16 protein-coding genes are annotated in these 18,019 nt (G+C 70.3%); 6 read left to right on the top strand and 10 right to left on the bottom strand.

The genetic code is table 11. The features are described from left to right. Window positions 1-327: 327 nt before the first annotated feature. From ACZ4N4_RS09915 to polX, 7 genes are all read right to left on the bottom strand, one after another. Window positions 328-1,704 (bottom strand): 8-oxoguanine deaminase, encoded by a 1,377-nt coding sequence (locus ACZ4N4_RS09915; protein ID WP_467586426.1) that lies wholly within the window; start codon window positions 1,702-1,704, stop codon window positions 328-330. A 119-nt stretch (window positions 1,705-1,823) separates the two neighbouring features. Further along, on the bottom strand, window positions 1,824-2,747 hold the full coding sequence (pucL, locus tag ACZ4N4_RS09920; RefSeq protein ID WP_453569303.1) for a factor-independent urate hydroxylase: 924 nt from the start codon (window positions 2,745-2,747) through the stop codon (window positions 1,824-1,826). Between the two features lie 4 nt (window positions 2,748-2,751). Then, window positions 2,752-3,147 carry a hydroxyisourate hydrolase gene (gene uraH / locus ACZ4N4_RS09925; RefSeq protein ID WP_453569301.1) on the bottom strand — a complete coding sequence of 132 codons (396 nt, stop codon included), beginning with the start codon at window positions 3,145-3,147 and terminating at the stop codon, window positions 2,752-2,754. 4 nt (window positions 3,148-3,151) lie between these two features. Further along, the gene (gene uraD, locus ACZ4N4_RS09930; protein ID WP_467586429.1) at window positions 3,152-3,664 is read right to left on the bottom strand and encodes a 2-oxo-4-hydroxy-4-carboxy-5-ureidoimidazoline decarboxylase; all 513 of its coding nucleotides are present in this window, start codon (window positions 3,662-3,664) and stop codon (window positions 3,152-3,154) included. 126 nt (window positions 3,665-3,790) lie between these two features. Then, entirely contained in the window at window positions 3,791-4,159 is a 369-nt protein-coding gene (locus ACZ4N4_RS09935; RefSeq protein ID WP_453569297.1) for a helix-turn-helix domain-containing protein, read from the bottom strand. Further along, entirely contained in the window at window positions 4,156-4,410 is a 255-nt protein-coding gene (locus ACZ4N4_RS09940) for a YkoF family thiamine-binding protein (protein ID WP_450766373.1), read from the bottom strand. Before ACZ4N4_RS09940 ends, ACZ4N4_RS09935 begins: the two co-directional genes overlap by 4 nt. Before the next feature lie 306 nt (window positions 4,411-4,716). Continuing rightward, window positions 4,717-6,456: a DNA polymerase/3'-5' exonuclease PolX gene (polX, locus tag ACZ4N4_RS09945; protein WP_467586433.1), complete on the bottom strand. Its 1,740-nt coding sequence runs from the start codon at window positions 6,454-6,456 to the stop codon at window positions 4,717-4,719. 133 nt (window positions 6,457-6,589) lie between these two features. Here polX and ACZ4N4_RS09950 point away from each other — a divergent pair, with 133 nt between their 5' ends. The 4 genes from ACZ4N4_RS09950 to ACZ4N4_RS09965 all read left to right on the top strand — a co-directional run bounded on the left by ACZ4N4_RS09950 (window position 6,590) and on the right by ACZ4N4_RS09965 (window position 10,729). Beyond that, complete coding sequence (locus tag ACZ4N4_RS09950) at window positions 6,590-7,447, top strand: TIM barrel protein (protein ID WP_453569291.1); 858 nt, start codon at window positions 6,590-6,592, stop codon at window positions 7,445-7,447. Window positions 7,448-7,585: 138 nt separating this feature from the next. Continuing rightward, entirely contained in the window at window positions 7,586-8,476 is an 891-nt protein-coding gene (locus ACZ4N4_RS09955) for a 2-hydroxy-3-oxopropionate reductase (protein ID WP_467586436.1), read from the top strand. A 174-nt stretch (window positions 8,477-8,650) separates the two neighbouring features. Further along, window positions 8,651-10,108 (top strand): catalase, encoded by a 1,458-nt coding sequence (locus tag ACZ4N4_RS09960; RefSeq protein WP_467586438.1) that lies wholly within the window; start codon window positions 8,651-8,653, stop codon window positions 10,106-10,108. 375 nt (window positions 10,109-10,483) lie between these two features. Next, window positions 10,484-10,729, top strand: a complete 246-nt coding sequence (locus ACZ4N4_RS09965) for a hypothetical protein (protein ID WP_360475240.1) — start codon at window positions 10,484-10,486, stop codon at window positions 10,727-10,729. Between the two features lie 272 nt (window positions 10,730-11,001). Here the strand turns inward: ACZ4N4_RS09965 and gcl are convergent, their stop codons facing one another. Then, the gene (gcl, locus tag ACZ4N4_RS09970) at window positions 11,002-12,786 is read right to left on the bottom strand and encodes a glyoxylate carboligase (protein ID WP_467586441.1); all 1,785 of its coding nucleotides are present in this window, start codon (window positions 12,784-12,786) and stop codon (window positions 11,002-11,004) included. 198 nt (window positions 12,787-12,984) lie between these two features. Here gcl and ACZ4N4_RS09975 point away from each other — a divergent pair, with 198 nt between their 5' ends. Further along, on the top strand, window positions 12,985-13,662 hold the full coding sequence (locus tag ACZ4N4_RS09975; RefSeq protein ID WP_467586443.1) for a hypothetical protein: 678 nt from the start codon (window positions 12,985-12,987) through the stop codon (window positions 13,660-13,662). Between the two features lie 45 nt (window positions 13,663-13,707). Here the strand turns inward: ACZ4N4_RS09975 and ACZ4N4_RS09980 are convergent, their stop codons facing one another. Continuing rightward, entirely contained in the window at window positions 13,708-15,327 is a 1,620-nt protein-coding gene (locus tag ACZ4N4_RS09980) for an AMP-binding protein (RefSeq protein ID WP_467586446.1), read from the bottom strand. After that, complete coding sequence (locus ACZ4N4_RS09985; protein WP_467586448.1) at window positions 15,324-16,994, bottom strand: AMP-binding protein; 1,671 nt, start codon at window positions 16,992-16,994, stop codon at window positions 15,324-15,326. The genes ACZ4N4_RS09980 and ACZ4N4_RS09985 overlap by 4 nt, the downstream gene beginning before the upstream one ends. Before the next feature lie 128 nt (window positions 16,995-17,122). Between ACZ4N4_RS09985 and ACZ4N4_RS09990 the strand changes: the two genes are divergently transcribed. Further along, a complete protein-coding gene (locus ACZ4N4_RS09990) occupies window positions 17,123-17,956 on the top strand; it encodes a helix-turn-helix transcriptional regulator (protein ID WP_467586451.1) in 834 nt (277 codons plus the stop codon). Window positions 17,957-18,019 lie beyond the last annotated feature (63 nt).

Raw genomic sequence — 18,019 nt, forward strand, 5'->3', positions numbered from 1 at the left:
ACGCGGGTTTCAGGGAGGTCGTGCGGGACCGAGGGGGACGGAGGGACCGTTCCTGGGCGCGCGCGAGGAAGCACGCGCCCAGGAGACGGCCGCCATGGACCCCGCTGGGGTCCACGGCTGCCGGCCGGGAGCCGTCCCTCCTGGCCGGAGCTGAAGTGCCGTACCGCCAAGTGCCGTACGGCTGAAGTGCCGTACCGCCAAGTGCCGTACAGCTGAAGTGCCGTACCGCCAAGTGCCGTACAGCTGAAGTGCCGTACCGCCAAGTGCCGTACAGCTGAAGTGCCGTACCGCGACTCCGTACCTCAAGTGCTCTACGGAGGCGAGGAGTTACTGTGCGGCGATGTGCGCCAGCCGCTGGGCCTCCGCCCGCGTGGCGCGGGCGATCGCGTCCTCGTCGACGTGCAGCAGGCGGTTGTCCTCGACGATCTGACGGCCGTTCACGAAGGAGGCCGTGACCGGGGCGGCCGCGCCGAAGACCAGGGCGGTCACCGGGTCGGCGATGGAGGCGTGGGCGAGGGTGTCCAGCTTCCAGAGCACCAGGTCGGCGAGCTTGCCGGGTTCCAGGGAGCCGATCTGGCTCGCCCGGCCCAGGACCTGGGCGCCGCCGTGGGTGCCGAGGCGCAGTGCCTGGCGGGCGTTGAGGGCGGCCTCCCGGTGCGCGCCGAGGCGGTTGATCAGCAGCGCGTTGCGCAGTTCGGTGTGGAGTTCGCCGGACTCGTTGGACGCGGTGCCGTCGACGCCGAGGCCGACCGGGACGCCGGCGGCGAGCATGTCGGGGACGCGGGCGATGCCGGCCGCCAGGCGGGCGTTGGACGACGGGCAGTGGGCGACACCGGTCCCGGTGCGGGCGAAGGCGGCGATGTCGGAGTCGTTCATGTGGACGCAGTGCGCCATCCACACGTCCTCGCCGAGCCAGCCGGTGGACTCGAAGTAGTCGGTCGGGCCCATCCCGAACAGCTCCTTGCAGAACTGCTCCTCCTCGACGGTCTCCGAGCCGTGGGTGTGCAGGCGCACCCCGAGTCGGCGGGCCAACTCGGCTCCCTGTCGCATGAGTTCGGTGGAAACGGAGAACGGCGAGCAGGGGGCGACGGCCACCTGGGTCATCGCGTCGAAGGAGGGATCGTGGTGCTCCTTGACGGTCGCCTCGGTGGCGGCGAGGGCGCCTTCGAGGGTCTCGACGGCGAAGTCCGGGGGCAGTCCGCCGTCCTTCTCGCTGCGGTCCATGGAACCGCGGGCGAGGGTGAAGCGGACGCCGGTCTCGCGGGCGGCGCGGATGACGGCGCCGGACAGGTCGCCGGAGTCCTTCGGGTAGACGTAGTGGTGGTCCATCGCTGTGGTGACACCGCCGCGGGCCATCATCGCGAGCGAGCCCTGGGCGGCCGCGTACACCATCGGCTCGTCGATGCGCGCCCAGGTCGGGTACAGCGCGACCAGCCAGTTGAAGAGGTTGTGGTCGGTGGCCAGACCCCGGGTGATCCACTGGTAGTAGTGGTGGTGGGTGTTGACCAGGCCGGGCGTCACCAGATGGCCGGTGGCGTCGATACGGCGTACGACGTTCTCCAGGCCCTCGGGTGCCCGGCCCGCGCCGAGCGACTCGATACGGTTGCCGGCGATCACGACATACCCGCTCGCGTACTCGGTGTCGTGGGCGTCGACGGTCGCGATCGAACAGTTCTCGATGACGGTGCGCTGGTCTGCTGCCATGATTCGTCCTTTTCGCTCAGTGGACTTGTGATGAGGGCACGGCAGGACCCCGGGATTTGAGTGCCGCGGCCGGATCGCTGGGCGTCACCGGCCGCGGGTGCCGAGAATGTGAGGGCGGATCAGAGGTTGGTGAGGTCCACCGGGATCTTCGCCTCGCAGCCGTCCCGGAGGATGGTCGCCTCGATCAGGCCGTAGGGCCGGTCGGCGGCGTAGTACACCTCGTTGTCGTTCTTGAGCCCGAACGGCTCCAGGTCGACCAGGAAGTGGTGCTTGTTCGGCAGTGAGAAGCGGACCTCGTCGATCTCGCCGCGGTTGTTGATGATGCGCGAGCCCATCTGGTACAGCGTCTGCTGGAGCGAGAGGGAGTACGTCTCGGCGAAGGCCTGGAGCATGTGCTTCCTGGTCTGCTCGTAGGACTTCTCCCAGTTGGGCATCTTCTGCTCGTCGTCGGTCCAGTTGAACCGCCAGCGGCCGGAGACCTGGGTGGCGAGGATGCGGTCGTAGGCCTCGGGGAGGGTCGTGTACTTGTCCTTGACGTAGCCCCAGAACTCGGAGTTGGTCGAGTTCATCACGACCAGGTCCTTGAGGCCGGATATCACCTCCCAGGACTCACCGTCGTAGGTGATCTGGGTGAGCCGGGTCTCCTGGCCCTTGCGCACGAAGGAGTGCTTGACCTCGTCCGCGCCGATGAACCTGGAGTTGGCGTCGGAGGCCTCGATGCGCTCCCAGGCGTACTCCTCGATCCGGATCCGGGCGGTCTGGATCGGCTCCTGGCTGGTCACGAAGTGCCGGGCCAGATGGATGCCGAACTGCTCGGCCGACTCGATGCCGTGCTCCTTGGCGAACGCGAACACCGTGTTCTTGGTGGTGTCCGTCGGCAGGACGTTGGCGTTGGAGCCGGAGTAGTGGACCTCGTCCATGTCGCCGGAGAGCGCCACCGACACGTTCAGGTCCTTGATGTGGTGGGTGGCACCGTCCCGCGTGATCTTTACGACCCGGTTCTCGGCCTTGCCGTACTGGTTCTGTCCAAGAATGGTAGGCATGTAGCTAGCTCCCTCGGTAAACGGAGTAGCCGAACGGGTTGAGCAGCAGCGGCACGTGGTAGTGCTCGCCCGGCACGACGGCGAACGTGATCGCCACCTCCGGGAAGAACACGGCCGGTCCGCTGTCCCGATTCGCGGGGGCGTCCTGCTGCGCATCGGCTTGCTTCTTCTCGAAATACGGCTCCACGGCGAAGTCGAGCCGTACGTGGGTGGTCCCCTCCGGCAGCGCCGGCAGGTCCTTGCACCGGCCGTCCGTGTCGGTCGCGCTGCCGCCGAGCGCCTGCCAGCCCGCGTCACGGCCCTCGCGGGCGGACAGCCGGACGGCGACGCCCTCGGCGGGACGGCCGAGCGAGGTGTCCAGGATGTGGGTGGACACGGAGGCGGTGGTGCTGGTGCTCATGGTGTCAGGCGTCCTCTGCGACGAGTCGGGCAAGCCGGATGCGGTTGATCTTGCCCAGTTCGGCGCGGACGATCTCCCGCTCCTGCTCGGGCGCGTTGCCGATCCGCTCCCTGACCGCGTCCCGCATCTCCTCGGCGCCGCGGCCGGTGGCGCAGATCAGGAAGACATGGCCGAACTTCTCCTGGTACGCCAGGTTGAGTTCGAGCATCTCCGCCTTGAGCGCTTCGGCGGCGCCGGCCATGCCGGACTGCTCGCGGGCCGAGGTGGGGTCGCCGGGCCTGGGGCGGCCGATCGGCGGATGTCCGGCCATGGCCTCCGCCAGGTCGGCCGGGCCCAGGTCGGCCATGGCCGCGTCACTGGCGGAGCAGAGGTCCTCGGGGGTGGCGTAGGGGCGGGCGGCGAGCAGACGCCGGGCCCAAGCGGTGGAGGCACACGCCTCGTGGAGGGCGGCGAGGGCCGCGTGCTCCTCCAGATCATTGAACCGGGCCAGACCCGGGGGCGTGGAAGTCGACGTCACGGGAGCCTCCGTGGCCGTAGGCGGCCTTCGTGCTGAACGGGCTGCCGTTAGCTAACGCCCTCCGGAACCCAGCGTCAACACTTTGTTGAAAATTCCGCGTAACAACCCCCGGGCCCGACCGGTGGGTCAGCTCTCCTTCTCGCGGTTGAGGTAGTTGTAGACGGTGAAGCGGCTCACGCCGAGCGCACCCGCCACGGTCTCCACACCGTGCCGTACGGAGAAGGCGCCCCGCGCCTCCAGTATGCGCACGACCTCCTGCTTCGCCTTGCGGTCCAGGTCGGCCAGCGGCTTGCCCTGCTTGCGCTCCATGGCGGCCAGGATGTGGTCGAGCGAGTCGGCGAGCTGCGGCAGCCGTACGGCGACCACGTCGACGCCCTCCCAGGCGAGCACCACGTCGTCGGCGCCGGCCTCGTCGGGCGGGAGCAACTCCCCGCCGATTGCGTCGACCAGCGGCTTCACCGCCGTGATGAAGGGCTCGTCCGCGTTTCCGGTCACTTGTCGCCGTCCTCCCCCACCACGTTGACCTGGAGCGAGATCCGGGTGGCCCCGGCCTCCAGGGTCTGACGCAGCAGCGCGTCCACGGCGGTGAGCACGGCGTCGGCGCCGCCCTCCGCCGTGTTCCCGAACGGTCCGACATCCACCGCGTCCAGCTGAGCGCCCTCGATGACGGCACGGGCGACCAGCGCGTGTGCGGGTGCCTCGTCGAGATCGAAGGGCTCGGTCGTGAACTCCACTCTCAATCGCATTGCGCCCCCAGAAAACGTCCCTGACCTGCGCTTCGCCGACCGCTGCACAGCCGCGACACATCCCGGGCCAGTCAATTCCACCGCGACGGAGCCGCTGCGTCCGCCACGAGCCGACCCTAGCCGACCGAAGCCCCCCTCCGCCCGGCCCGTTGCGCGACGGTAAGTCCCAGGCCCGCTCGCACGTGCCGGACATGGTTGCTCTCGCGCACCGCGTACGGTCCCTGACCGGACCCGTGGGGGCAAACGCGCTCCGGGCATCGTCGGTTCCCCGTCGCCGAACGGAGTTGCCAGGGGCAGCCTCCCGGCTCAGCCGCGTTTGCGCAGGAAGCTCCGCAACCGCCGCTCCGGCCAGGTGTTGATCACGTCGTCCTTGGTGAGCCAGCCGCGCTGGGCCGTGCCGATGCCGTAGCGCATGACGGCCAGATGGGGGACGGCGTGGGCGTCGCTGTTCACGGCGAACTTCACCCCGTGCCGGCGGGCCCGCAGGATGTCCTCGTCGCGCAGGTCGAGACGGTCCGGGTGGGCGTTGATCTCCAGCGCCGTACCGGTGCGGGCGCAGGCGGCGAAGACCGCGTCGAGGTCGGCGTCGACGCCGGGCCGCCTGCCGATGAGACGGGTGGTGGGGTGGCCGATGATGTGCACGTACGGGTTCTCGCAGGCCCGCACGAGCCGCCGGGTCAGCGCGTCGCGCTCCTGGTTGAAGTGCGAGTGGATCGAGGCCACGCACAGGTCGAACCCGGCGAGGAAGTCGTCCGGCCAGTCCACCTCGCCCTCGGGGCCGATGTTCAGCTCGGTGCCGTGCAGCAGCCGCAGCCCGCCGCGCCGGCCCTTGGTGGGGTAGGTGCCGTCCAGCTCGCGCACCCGCTCCCGCTGGGCCAGCATCCGCTCGTCCGTCATGCGCTGCATGGCCAGGTCGGGCGCGTGGTCGGTGATCGCGTAGTACGCGTAGCCGCGCCGGGCGGCCGCCTCCACCATCTCCTCCAGCGGAGCGAGTCCGTCGGTGAGGTCGGTGTGGGTGTGCAGGTCGCCACGCAGGTCGGCCTCGGTGACCAGCTCCGGAAGCTCGTCCCGCAGCCCCGCCTCGATCTCGCCGCGGTCCTCGCGCAGGGGCGGCGGGATCCAGGGCAGGCCGAGACGGCCGTACACCTCCTCCTCGGTCTCCGAGACGATCTTCTCGCCGCTCTCGGCGTCGAAGAGCCCGTACTCGGAGAGCTTCAGCTTCTGGTGCACGGCCCGTTCGCGGGTGCGGATGTTGTGGGCCTTCGAGCCGGTGAAGTACTGGAGCGCCGCGCCCCAGGAGTCCGGCGGTACGACCCGCAGGTCGACGTTGAGCCCTTTGCTGGTGCGGACCGACGTTTTGGTCTCGCCCTGCCCGATGACCTCCGTGACGTACGGCAGCTCGGTGAACGCCCGCATGACCGGCGCCGACTTCTCCGCCGCGACGAGGATGTCGATGTCACCGATCGTCTCGCGGTACCGGCGCAGGGAACCGGCGTAGGTGCACTTCTCGCAGCCGGTCACCGCGGACAGCGCTGCGACGATGCTCTCCGCCAGGTCCATCGCGACGTCCAGCTGCACCCGGCCGCCGGCCGACCGGAGCAGCTCGATGCCGTGCAGGAGGTTCTCCTCGGTCTTCGGCCCGAAGCCCTTGAGGTCGCGCAGCCGCTCCTGGTGGATGGCCTCGGCCAGTTCCTCGACCGAGGAGACGCCCAGCTCCTCGTAGACCGCCATGGCCTTCTTGGGGCCGAGCGTGGGGATGGCGGTCAACCGCCGCACCCCGGCGGGGATCTTCGCCCGCAGCTCCTCCACGGCGGACACGCTGCCCTGGTCGAAGAACTCCAGGACCTTCTGGGCGATCGACTTCCCGACGTTCGGGATCTCCTGGAGCCCCTTGAGGTCGAGCGTGGCGACATCGGCGTGGTGACCGCCGACCGCCCGGGCCGCCTTCTCGTAGACCCGCGCCCGGAAGGCGTCTCCACCGGTGATGGAGATCAGGTCCGCGTACTCCTGGAGCAGCGCGGCGACCTCGTCGTTGGACCGTGCCATGCCTTCAGGGTAGGGCGCGGCTTTTGCGCGGGCGCTCTTGACAGCTCTCCCCGGTCACAGGCAGTCTTCCATTAAGCAGAAATCAACTTCCGTAATACGGAAACACAGACAGTGGAAGGGAGCGCCGGCCCCCATGCCAGGTGTTGAATCGAGCGCGGCCGCAGAGCAGCGCTTCAACGTCAACCTGTCGATCCTCTTCACGGAACTCCCGCTCCTGGAGCGCCCCGCGGCCGCCGCCGCGGCCGGCTTCGGCGCGGTCGAGCTGTGGTGGCCCTGGGTCGACTCCCCCACCCCCGAGCGGTCCGAGCTCGACGCGCTGAAGAGCGCGATCGAGGACGCGGGCGTGCAGCTGACGGGCCTGAACTTCTACGCCGGACAGCTGCCCGGCCCCGACCGGGGCGCCCTGTCGATCCCGGGCGCGGAGTCGGAGAGGTTCCGCGCCAACATCGAGGTGGCGGCCGGCTTCGCGCAGTCGCTCGGCTGCAAGGCCCTCAACGCGCTGTACGGCAACCGCGTCGAGGGCGTGGACCCGGCCGAGCAGGACGCGCTGGCCCTGGAGAACCTGGCACTCGCGGCCCGCGCGGCCGACCAGATCGGCGCGGTGCTCCTGATCGAGACCCTCAACCGCCCCGAGTCGCCGCGGTATCCGCTGGTCAGCGCACCGGCCGGCGTCGGCGTCGTCGACAAGGTCAACGCGGCCACGGGACTCGGCAACGCGCGCTTCCTCATGGACCTGTACCACCTGTCCATGAACGGCGAGGACCTGCCGTCGGTGATCGAGCGGTACGCCGCGAAGACCGGCCACGTGCAGATCGCCGACAACCCCGGCCGCGGCGCCCCGGGCACGGGTTCGCTCCCCCTGGAGGAACTGCTCGACCAGCTGCGGAAGGCCGGTTACGACGGCTGGGTCGGCCTGGAGTACAAGCCGGGCGACCGCCCGAGCGCGGACACCTTCGGCTGGCTGCCGGTGGAGCAGCGCGCCGCCCGTTGAGGTGACCGCCACCGGGGGCTGCCACCCCCAGACCCCCGCTTCGGCCTGAACGGCCTCGTCCCCGATCGCCGGACGGGCCGCTTTCGGCGACGCCCGCCGAGCAGCAGACGTATCACAGCAGCCAGAGAGGCACCCCCTATGAGCACACTCCCCAAGATCGCCTGGATAGGCCTCGGCATCATGGGCTCCCCGATGTCCGAGAACCTGGTCAAGGCGGGTTACGACGTCACCGGCTTCACCCTGGAACAGGAGAAGCTGGACCGGCTGACGGCCGCCGGCGGCACGGCCGCCCCCTCGATCGCCGAGGCCGTGCGCGACGCCGACGTGGTCATCACGATGGTGCCCGCCTCGCCACAGGTCGAGGCCATCGCCTACGGTCCCGAGGGCATCCTGGAGAACGCGAAGCCCGGCGCGCTGCTGATCGACATGTCGTCCATCACCCCGCAGACCTCCGTCGACCTGGCGAAGGCGGCCGGGAACAAGGGCATCCGCGTCCTGGACGCGCCGGTGTCCGGCGGCGAGGCCGGGGCGATCGAGGCCGTGCTGTCCATCATGGTCGGCGGCGAGCAGGCCGACTTCGACACCGCGAAGCCGATCTTCGAGGCACTGGGCAGGACCATCGTGCTGTGCGGTCCGCACGGCTCCGGTCAGACCGTGAAGGCCGCCAACCAGCTGATCGTCGCCGTGAACATCCAGGCGTGCGCCGAGGCCGTGGTCTTCCTGGAGAAGTCCGGCGTGGACCTGACGGCCGCGCTGGACGTCCTGGGCGGCGGCCTGGCCGGCTCGACCGTGCTGGCACGGAAGAAGGACAACTTCCTGAACCGCGACTTCAGGCCGGGCTTCCGGATCGACCTGCACCACAAGGACATGGGCATCGTGACCGACGCGGCCCGCAACGTCGGCGCCGCCCTGCCGGTCGGCGCCGTGGTGGCCCAACTGGTCGCCTCCCTGCGCGCGCAGGGCGACGGCGGCCTGGACCACTCCGCGCTGCTGCGCGCGGTCGAGCGCCTCTCCGGCGCCCAGGTCTGAGCCGCGACCCCACGACTTCCGGGCGGCGCCGTCGCTGACAACTGTCCTGTCGCGCCCAGGCGACGGCGCCGCCCGGAAACCACTTCAACAAACTGTTGACGCTCCAGCCGACCCGATCCTAGGCTCCACAAAGCGGAAATGGATTTCCGCTGACACCCGCACGGAAGGTCCACGATGTCGAAGCGCGTGCTCACCACCGAGTCCGGCGCCCCGGTCGCCGACAACCAGAACTCCGCCTCCGCCGGCGTCGGCGGCCCGCTCCTCCTCCAGGACCAGCACCTCCTCGAGAAGCTCGCGCGCTTCAACCGCGAGCGGATCCCGGAGCGCGTGGTGCACGCCCGCGGCAGCGGCGCGTACGGCTACTTCGAGGTGACCGACGACGTCACCGGCTTCACCCACGCCGACTTCCTGAGCACGCTCGGCGGGCGCACCGAGGTCTTCCTGCGGTTCTCGACGGTCGCCGACTCCCTCGGCGGCGCCGACGCCGTACGCGACCCGCGTGGCTTCGCCGTCAAGTTCTACACGGCGGAGGGCAACTACGACCTCGTCGGGAACAACACCCCGGTGTTCTTCATCAAGGACCCCATCAAGTTCCCCGACTTCATCCACTCGCAGAAGCGCGACCCCTTCACGGGCCGCCAGGAGCCGGACAACGTCTGGGACTTCTGGGCGCACTCCCCCGAGGCCACGCACCAGGTGACCTGGCTGATGGGCGACCGCGGCATCCCGGCGTCGTACCGGCACATGAACGGCTACGGCTCGCACACCTACCAGTGGACGAACGCCGAGGGCGCGGCCTTCTTCGTGAAGTACCACTTCAAGACCAACCAGGGCGTGCGCAGCCTGAGCGGTGAGCAGGCGGCGGAGCTCGCGGGCAAGGACCCCAACTCGCACCAGACGGACCTGCTCCAGGCCATCGAGCGGGGCGTCAACCCGTCCTGGACCCTGTATGTCCAGATCATGCCGGCGGCCGAGGCGGCGGACTACCGCTTCAACCCCTTCGACGTGACCAAGGTGTGGCCGCACCGGGACTACCCGCTCCAGCGGGTCGGCCGCCTGGTCCTGGACCGCAACCCGGACAACGTCTTCGCCGAGGTCGAGCAGGCCGCCTTCTCCCCGAACAACTTCGTGCCGGGCATCGGCCCCTCCCCCGACAAGATGCTCCAGGGCCGGCTGTTCGCCTACGCGGACGCGCACCGCTACCGCCTGGGCGTCAACCACACCCTGCTGGCCGTCAACGCACCGAAGGCGACGACCGCGCGGAACTACGGCCGGGACGGCTTCATGGCCGCCAACCCCCAGGGCCGGAACGCCAGGAACTACGAGCCGAACTCGTACGACGGCCCGGTGGAGACCGGCCGTCCGCTGGCGGCCCCGCTGGCCGTCGCCGGTCACACCGGCACCCATGAGGCCCCGCTGCACACCAAGGACGACGACTTCTACCAGGCGGGCGAGCTGTACCGGCTGATGTCCGAGGAGGAGAAGCGGCGTCTGGTCGCGAACATCGCCCGCGGTCTCTCGCAGGTCTCCCGCGACGACGTGATCGAGAAGAACCTGGCCCACTTCCACGCCGCCGACCCGGAGTACGGCAGGCGCGTGGAGGAGGCGGTCCACGCCCTGCGCGAGGACTGACACAGACGGCCCGCGCACAGCCGGACGGCCCGGATGAGGGGTGGCCGGCCGGAGGTGCGCGGGCGTGGCAAGGACCGCGGCGGCGTGCGAGCCAGTGCGGTGGTGAAGGAACCGAGCGCCCTTCTCGACCTGAGGGAAGGCCGCCCCGGCTCCGTCGCACCCGCCGCGGTCCCAGCCGTTCCCAGACCCCGTCCGGCGGCGCGAACGACCTGTCGCGCCCAGCCTCGCGCCGTCGGACGGCCACAGCCGAAGAGGCCCGACCGAGCGCCGGAGCGCCGGATGCGGAACCGTCCGCGTCCTCCGCTCCGGCGCTTCGGCGTACCCGCTTCCGCGCTTCGGCGTGCGCATCCGCCCCGGCCGCAGCACGCTGAAGGCATGACAGCACACCCACCCACGGAATTCCCCCATATCGTCGTGCACGCTCCCGCCCTGGACGGCTCCCGGCGGGTCACCGAGGCCGACGTGACCCTGGGGATCGCCTCGCATCTCGACGACGTGGTCGAGATCCTGCGGATGGCCGACCTGGACCGGATCGAGGTCGAGGAGAGCGACCTCATCGAGTGGCAGGGCGGCGGACCGGACGACTGGCCGGGGCTCACCGAGCATCCCGAAAGCCCCTGAACCCGGGTAAAGCGGATGGTGAACCCTCAAATCAAGCTCTGAATCATGTTCAGCATGCTTCAACCACCCCAGTCGTGGGGCATATTCACTGCATACGGAGCCCGTCGGCACGGGGGCGGCGGGCCCCGTGTCACCCACGGCACGAAGCGGGCGGCCCATCCTTCCGGATGGACCGCCCGCTCTGTCGTGCCCCGGTTCTCGTGCTCCGGTCGTCGCGCCCTGGCCGTCGCGCCCCGGCTGTTGCGTGGCGGCTCAGGCCCTCAGCGGCGACCTCAGACCTTCAGCGTCCTGATCGACGTCGGCGCATGCCCGGGCTCGGTCGCGATCTCCTCGAACTCGACGACGTTGCCGATGTCGTTGGTCGTGGACATCGAGATGTTGGTGACCCGCTCCAGGATCGCCTCCACCACCACCGGCACCCGGTGCTCCTGCGCCAGCTTCCTCGCCTGCTCGAAGGCCGCGCCCAGCTCGTTCGGGTCGGTCACCCGGATCGCCTTGCAGCCCAGACCCTCGGCGACCTTGACATGGTCGACGCCGTAGACGCCCAGCTCGGGCGAGTTGATGTTCTCGAACTCCAGGTTGACCTGGAAGTCGATGTCGAACGCCCGCTGCGCCTGGCGGATCAGGCCCAGGTAGGAGTTGTTGACGAGGACGTGGACGTACGGGATCTTGTGCTGCGCGCCGACCGCCAGCTCCTCCAGCATGAACTGGAAGTCGTAGTCGCCGGAGAGGGCCACCACGGAGGCCTCCGGGTCGGCCTTGGCCACGCCCAGCGCGGCCGGGATCGTCCAGCCGAGGGGGCCCGCCTGGCCGCAGTTGATCCAGTGCCGCGGCCTGAAGACGTGCAGCATCTGGGCACCGGCGATCTGCGAGAGGCCGATCGTGGAGACGTACCGGGTCTCCGGGCCGAAGGCCTTGTTCATCTCCTCGTAGACACGCTGCGGCTTGATCGGGATGTCGTCGAAGTGGGTCCGGCGCTGGAGGGTCGCCTTCTTCTCCTGGGCCGCGGCGGCCCACTCGCTCCGGTCGGGGAGCCCGCCCGCGGCCTTCAACTCCCGTGCCACCTCGACGAAGAGCTGCAGCGCGGCCCTGGCGTCGGAGGCGATGCCGTAGTCGGGGGCGAAGATCCTGCCGATCTGGGTGGGCTCGATGTCGACGTGCACGAACTTCCGGCCGGCCGTGTAGACGTCCAGTTTGCCGGTGTGCCGGTTGGCCCAGCGGTTGCCGATGCCGAGGACGAAGTCGGACTCCAGGTAGGTCGCGTTGCCGTAGCGGTGCGAGGTCTGCAGGCCCACCATGCCGGCGTTCAGCTCGTGGTCGTCGGGAAGCACGCCCCAGCCCATGAGCGTCGGGACCACCGGGATCCCCGTCAACTCCGCGAACTCCACCAGCAGGTCGGCGGCGTCGGCGTTGATGACTCCGCCGCCCGCGACGATCAGCGGCCGCTCCGAGGCGTTCAGCAGACCGATCGCCTTCTCGATCTGGGCGCGGGTCGCGGCCGGCTTGTAGACGGGGAGCGGCTCGTAGGTCTCCGGGTCGAACTCGATCTCGGTGAGCTGGACGTCGATCGGCAGGTCGATCAGGACCGGGCCGGGGCGGCCGGAGCGCATCAGATGGAAGGCCTGCTGGAAGACGCCGGGGACCTGGGCCGGCTCCAGCACGGTGACCGCCATCTTCGTCACCGGCTTGGCGATCGAGGCGATGTCGACGGCCTGGAAGTCCTCCTTGTGGATCACCGCGGTCGGCGCCTGGCCGGTGATGCAGAGGATCGGGACGGAGTCACCGGTGGCCGAGTACAACCCGGTGATCATGTCGGTGCCGGCCGGACCGGACGTGCCGATGCAGACGCCGATGTTGCCGGGGCGGGTCCGGGTGTAGCCCTCGGCCATGTGCGAGGCGCCCTCGACATGGCGGGCGAGGGTGTGGTTGATGCCTCCGGAGGCCTTGAGCGCCGCGTAGAGCGGGTTGATCGCCGCGCCCGGCACCCCGAACGCGGCGCTGACGCCCTCGCGCTTGAGGATCTCAACTGCCGCACGGGCAGCGGTCATTCGAGCCATGGAGTACTCCTGCTTCGGCTGTCGGATGCCTGCTCCCGTCGCGCCCCGCGGTGAGCATAATTCCGCAATACGGAAATGAACTTCTACTATCTGAAATCAATGTAGGCGCGGGGACGAACGTCGTCAAGGGAGGGACAACCGGGCCCCGAGGGGAGCACCATGGGACCGCTGAACCGACGCGACGCCTGGGGTGGGGCCATGTCCGAGACCGTGCCGGTGCGCTGTCCGGCCTGTCGGCGCGAGCACGTCTACACCGCGCCGTCGTACCCCTGCGCCTGCGGCGCCCCGGTCACCCCGTCCCTCGACGGCGGGACCGCGCCGACCCCGGTGGCGCACCGCTCCTGGGACGAGGACTGGGTGACGGTGAGCTGCGGCTCCTGCGGCCGCCGGGACCAGTGGCCACAGCCGGAGCTGGGCTGCCCGTGCGGGGCGGTGCTGCGCGTCCCGGTCGCCGGGACCGGGACCGGGTCCGGGCCCGCGCCGGCCCCCGAGCCGCGGACGCCCTTCCAGCCGGTCACGATCCGGACCGCCCGGGACGCCGTCACCGCAGCCGCGCTCTATCTGCGCTGGCTCGGCTACCGGGACGTACGGCGCGCCGACCGGCGGCCGCCGTCCGGCATACGCCTGGCCGCGCGCGGCCTGGTCGCGCAGGTGGACCCGACCGTGGGGGCGGCCGCACTGCGGGATGTGGAGTGCCTGTGGCTGACGGCGATGACGGAGGACTCCGGCTGCGTGTACTTCTGCCTCGCGGGGTACGCCGAGGACGCGCGCGAGCGGGCCGACGCGCTGGGGATTCCGCTCTTCGTGCTGGACCTCACGGGGACGCCACAGCCGATGAACGGGCACGCCGATGAACTGCGCAGCTCGGCTTCATGACCCCCTACAGGCCGGTGGGGGCTTGTCGCGCAGTTCCCCGCGCCCCTATGGGGCGCTCTGGTCCCCGGCGTACTTTGCTCGCAGCTCGATCTTCCGCACCTTCCCCGACACCGTCATGGGGAAGTTCTCCAGGATCTGGATCCGGCTCGGCACCTTGTAGTGGGCCAGGCGGCCCTCGCAGAAGGCCCGCAGTTCCTCGAGGGTGAGCGGTTCGGCCGGGTCGTGCGGGATGACGCAGGCCAGGACCTCCTCGCCGTACCTCTCGTGCGGCACCCCGACCACCTGGACGTCACGGATCTTGGGGTGGGCGTAGAGGAACTCCTCGATCTCGCGCGGGTAGATGTTCTCGCCGCCCCGGATGATCATGTCCTTGATCCGGCCGACGATCTCGACGTATCCGTCGTCACGCATCATCGCCAGGTCGCCGGTGTGCATCCAGCGCCCGGGGTCGACGGCCTCCGCGGTCTTCTCGGGCTCGTTCCAGTAGCCGAGCATCACGCTGTAACCCCGGGTGCACAGCTCGCCTGCCGTTCCCCTGGGCTGGGTGACACCGGTGGCCGGGTCGACGATCTTCACCTCCAGGTGCGGCAGCACCCGGCCGACCGTGCCGGTGCGGTGTTCCAGGTCGTCGTCGATACGGGTCTGCAGGGACACCGGGCTGGTCTCGGTCATGCCGTAGCAGATGGAGACCTCCGCCATGTGCATCTCCGCGACCACCCGCTTCATCACCTCGACCGGGCAGGGCGAGCCCGCCATGATGCCGGTGCGCAGCGTGGAGAGGTCGTAGGAGGCGAAGCCGGGGAGGTTCAGCTCCGCGATGAACATGGTCGGTACGCCGTACAGCGAGGTGCAGCGCTCCCGCTGGACGGCCTCCAGGGTGGCCTCGGGGTCGAAGGACGGGGCCGGGATCACGATGCAGGCGCCGTGCGAGGTGGCGGCCAGGTTGCCCATCACCATGCCGAAGCAGTGGTAGAAGGGCACCGGGATGCAGATCCGGTCCTGCTCGGTGTAGGAGATCAGCTCTCCGACGAAGTAGCCGTTGTTGAGGATGTTGTGGTGGGAGAGGGTGGCGCCCTTCGGGAAGCCGGTCGTCCCCGAGGTGTACTGGATGTTGATCGGGTCGTCGCAGGACAACTCCGCGGCGCGGGTCGCCAGTTCGGCACTGCGCTCCGCGCTGCCGCGGGCGATGAACGCATCCCAGCTCGGGTCCCCTATGTACACGGTCTCCCGCAACTCCGGGCACCTGGCCCGCACTTCCTCCACCATCGCCCGGTAGTCGCTGCTCTTGTGGCTGAGGGAGGCGAACAGCAGGGATATCCCCGCCTGGTTGAGGACGTACTCGACCTCGTGGGTGCGGTAGGCCGGGTTGATGTTCACCATGATCGCGCCGATGCGCGCGGTGGCGTACTGCACCAGCACCCACTCGGCGCAGTTGACCGCCCAGATGCCCACCCGGTCGCCCTTGGCGACGCCGCTCGCCAGCAGGGCGTACGCCAACCGGTCGACGTCGGCGGCGAACCGGGCGTAGGTCCAGCGCCGTCCGGACGGCACGTCGACGAGTGCCTCCCGGTCCGGCCAGGCCGTGACGGCCCGGTCGAGGTCGGCGCCGATCGTGTCGCCCAGCAGCACGGTCCCGCTCGTGCCGTGTGTGTACGAGGTGCTCACCGGAAGTCCTCCTCACGGTATTCCCCGGCCGAGCCCGCGGCGGTCGCCTCGCGCAGTTCGATCCGCCGGATCTTGCCGGACACGGTCTTGGGCAGCGGCGCGAACTCCAGCCGCCGGACCCGCTTGTACGGCGCCAGGACCTGGCGGGAGTGCTCGAAGAGCACCTTCGCGGTGTCCGGGCCGGGCTCCCAGCCCGCCGCGAGGACGATGTACGCCTTGGGCACGGCCAGCCGCAGCTCGTCCGGCGCCGGGACGACGGCCGCCTCGGCCACCGCCTCGTGTTCGAGGAGCGCGCTCTCCAGCTCGAAGGGGCTGATCTTGTAGTCGGACGCCTTGAACACGTCGTCCGCGCGGCCGACGTAGGTGATGTAGCCGTCCTCGTCCCGGGCGCCGATGTCACCGGTGCGGTAGTAGCCGCCGGCCATCGCCTCGGCCGTACGGTCCGCGTCCCCGTGGTAGCCGGTCATCAGGCCCACCGGCCGCGCCGACAGGTCGAGGGCGATCTCGCCCTCCGTCGCCCCCGGCGCGCCCGAGACCGGGTCGAGCAGTTCGACGCGGTATCCCGGACTCGGCCGGCCCATCGACCCGGTCTTCAGCGGCTGGCCGGGGCTGTTGGAGACCTGTACGGCCGTCTCGGTCTGCCCGAACCCGTCCCGGACGGTGACGTTCCAGGCCCGCCGGACCTGCTCGATCACCTCGGGGTTGAGCGGCTCGCCGGCCGCCACCACCTCACGGGGCGGGGTGCGCAGCTGCGTCAGGTCGGCCTGGATCAGCATCCGCCACACCGTCGGCGGAGCGCAGAAGGAGGTCACCCCGTGCCGGTCCATCTCGGCCATCAGCCGGCCCGCGTCGAAGCGGCTGTAGTTGTGGATGAAGACGGTCGCCTCCGCGTTCCACGGCGCGAACAGGTTAGACCAGGCGTGCTTGGCCCAGCCCGGCGAGGAGATGTTCAGATGGACGTCGCCGGGCTTGAGGCCGATCCAGTACAGGGTGGCCAGATGGCCGATGGGGTACGAGGTGTGGGTGTGCTCGACCAGCTTGGGCCGGGCGGTGGTGCCCGAGGTGAAGTAGAGCATCAGCGGGTCGTCGGCGAGTGTCGGCCCGTCCGGCAGGAACTCGGCGGACGCCACGTACGCGTCCTCGTACGCCTCCCAGCCCTCCGACAGCCCGCCCACCGCGATCCGGGTGTACGCGCCCGGCACCTCGGCGAACTTGGCGGCGTCCTCGGCACGCGTGATGACGTGCTTCACGCGGCCCCGGTCGACCCGGTCGCGCAGGTCGGCCGGGCCGAGCAGCGGGGTGGCCGGGATGACGACGGCGCGCAGCTTCATCGCGGCCAGCGCGGTCTCCCACAGCTCGGCCTGGTTGCCGAGCATGACGAGGACGCGGTCCTCCGGCTCGACGCCCCGCGCCCGCAGATGGTTCGCGACCCGGTCGGAGCGCTCGGACAGTTCGGCGAAGGACAGCTTCGTCTCGGTGCCGTCCTCCTCGACGATGTGCAGGGCGGTGCGGTCGTTGCCCTCGGCGATGACGTCGAACCAGTCGAGCGCCCAGTTGAAGTGGTCCGGCCGCGGCCACGCGAAGCCCTCGTAGGCGGTGGCATAGTCCGATCGGTGTTCCAGCAGGAAGTCCCGTGCCCTGCGGAAGTCCTCCGTCGCACTCGTCATACGCGTCTCCTTCGGTACCGGACCATTGCCGGGCGGCTCTCTGGCATCGTGTAATCCGTGATGCAGGTCTCACTACCCCCGAACGGGGGTGTGGGCAGCACGAAGCCGGGGTCGAGGGGGCAGGACAGGTGGCAGCAGAGGTCGCGGGGGCGGTGGAGATACGCGGTGCGCTGGCCAGACTCCGGCGCGCCACCGGGCTCCCGATCGCCTTCGGCGGGCTCGTCGACGCCGACCGGCCGCAGGTCCGGATCAGCGAGCTGAGCGGCGCCCACACGGCCGCCCTGCGCTCGCTCGCGGTCAGCTCGGGGAACGGACTGGGCGGCAAGGCGGTCATGCTGGCCCGGCCGTGCGCGGTCACCGACTACTCCGTCTCCCGGCAGATCAGCCACGAGTACGACATCCCGGTGGCGGCCGAGGGCATCCGCTCGGTGCTCGCGGTGCCCGTGGTGGTACGGCGCCGGGTGCGGGGCGTCCTGTACGGCGCGCTGCGCACCGCCCAGCCGCTGGGTGACCGCACGCTGGGCGCGGCGGTGGCGGCGGCGCGGGACGTGGAGCAGGCCCTCGTCATACGGGACGAGGCCCGGGGCCTGCTGGCGGCGGCGCGGCCGGAGCCCGCCGCCGGGGCGGAGCCGGGGGCCGCCTGGGAGCAGGTGCGGGAGGCGCATGCGGCACTGCGGGCGCTGGCCCCGCGGATCCCCGACCCGGGGCTGCGCGCCGAACTCCTCGCCGCCTGCGGACTGCTGGCCGCCCCGGCGCCTGCGGCCGAGAGGACGCTGGCGCCCCGGGAACTGGATGTGCTGGCCTGGGTGGCGGCCGGCGCCACCAACGCGGCGGTGGCCGAGCGGCTCGGCCTGCGGCCCGAGACGGTCAAGGGGTATCTGCGCTCGGCGATGCGGAAACTGGGCGCGCACACCCGGGGGGAGGCGGTGTCGGCGGCTCGTCGGACGGGGTTGTTGCCGTAGCGGAGGGAACCCATTCCATTCATGCATGCGCGCTTTGAATTAGCCGATGCAAGGCCGCTGTTA

The organism is Streptomyces sp. NPDC026538 (assembly GCF_055567535.1).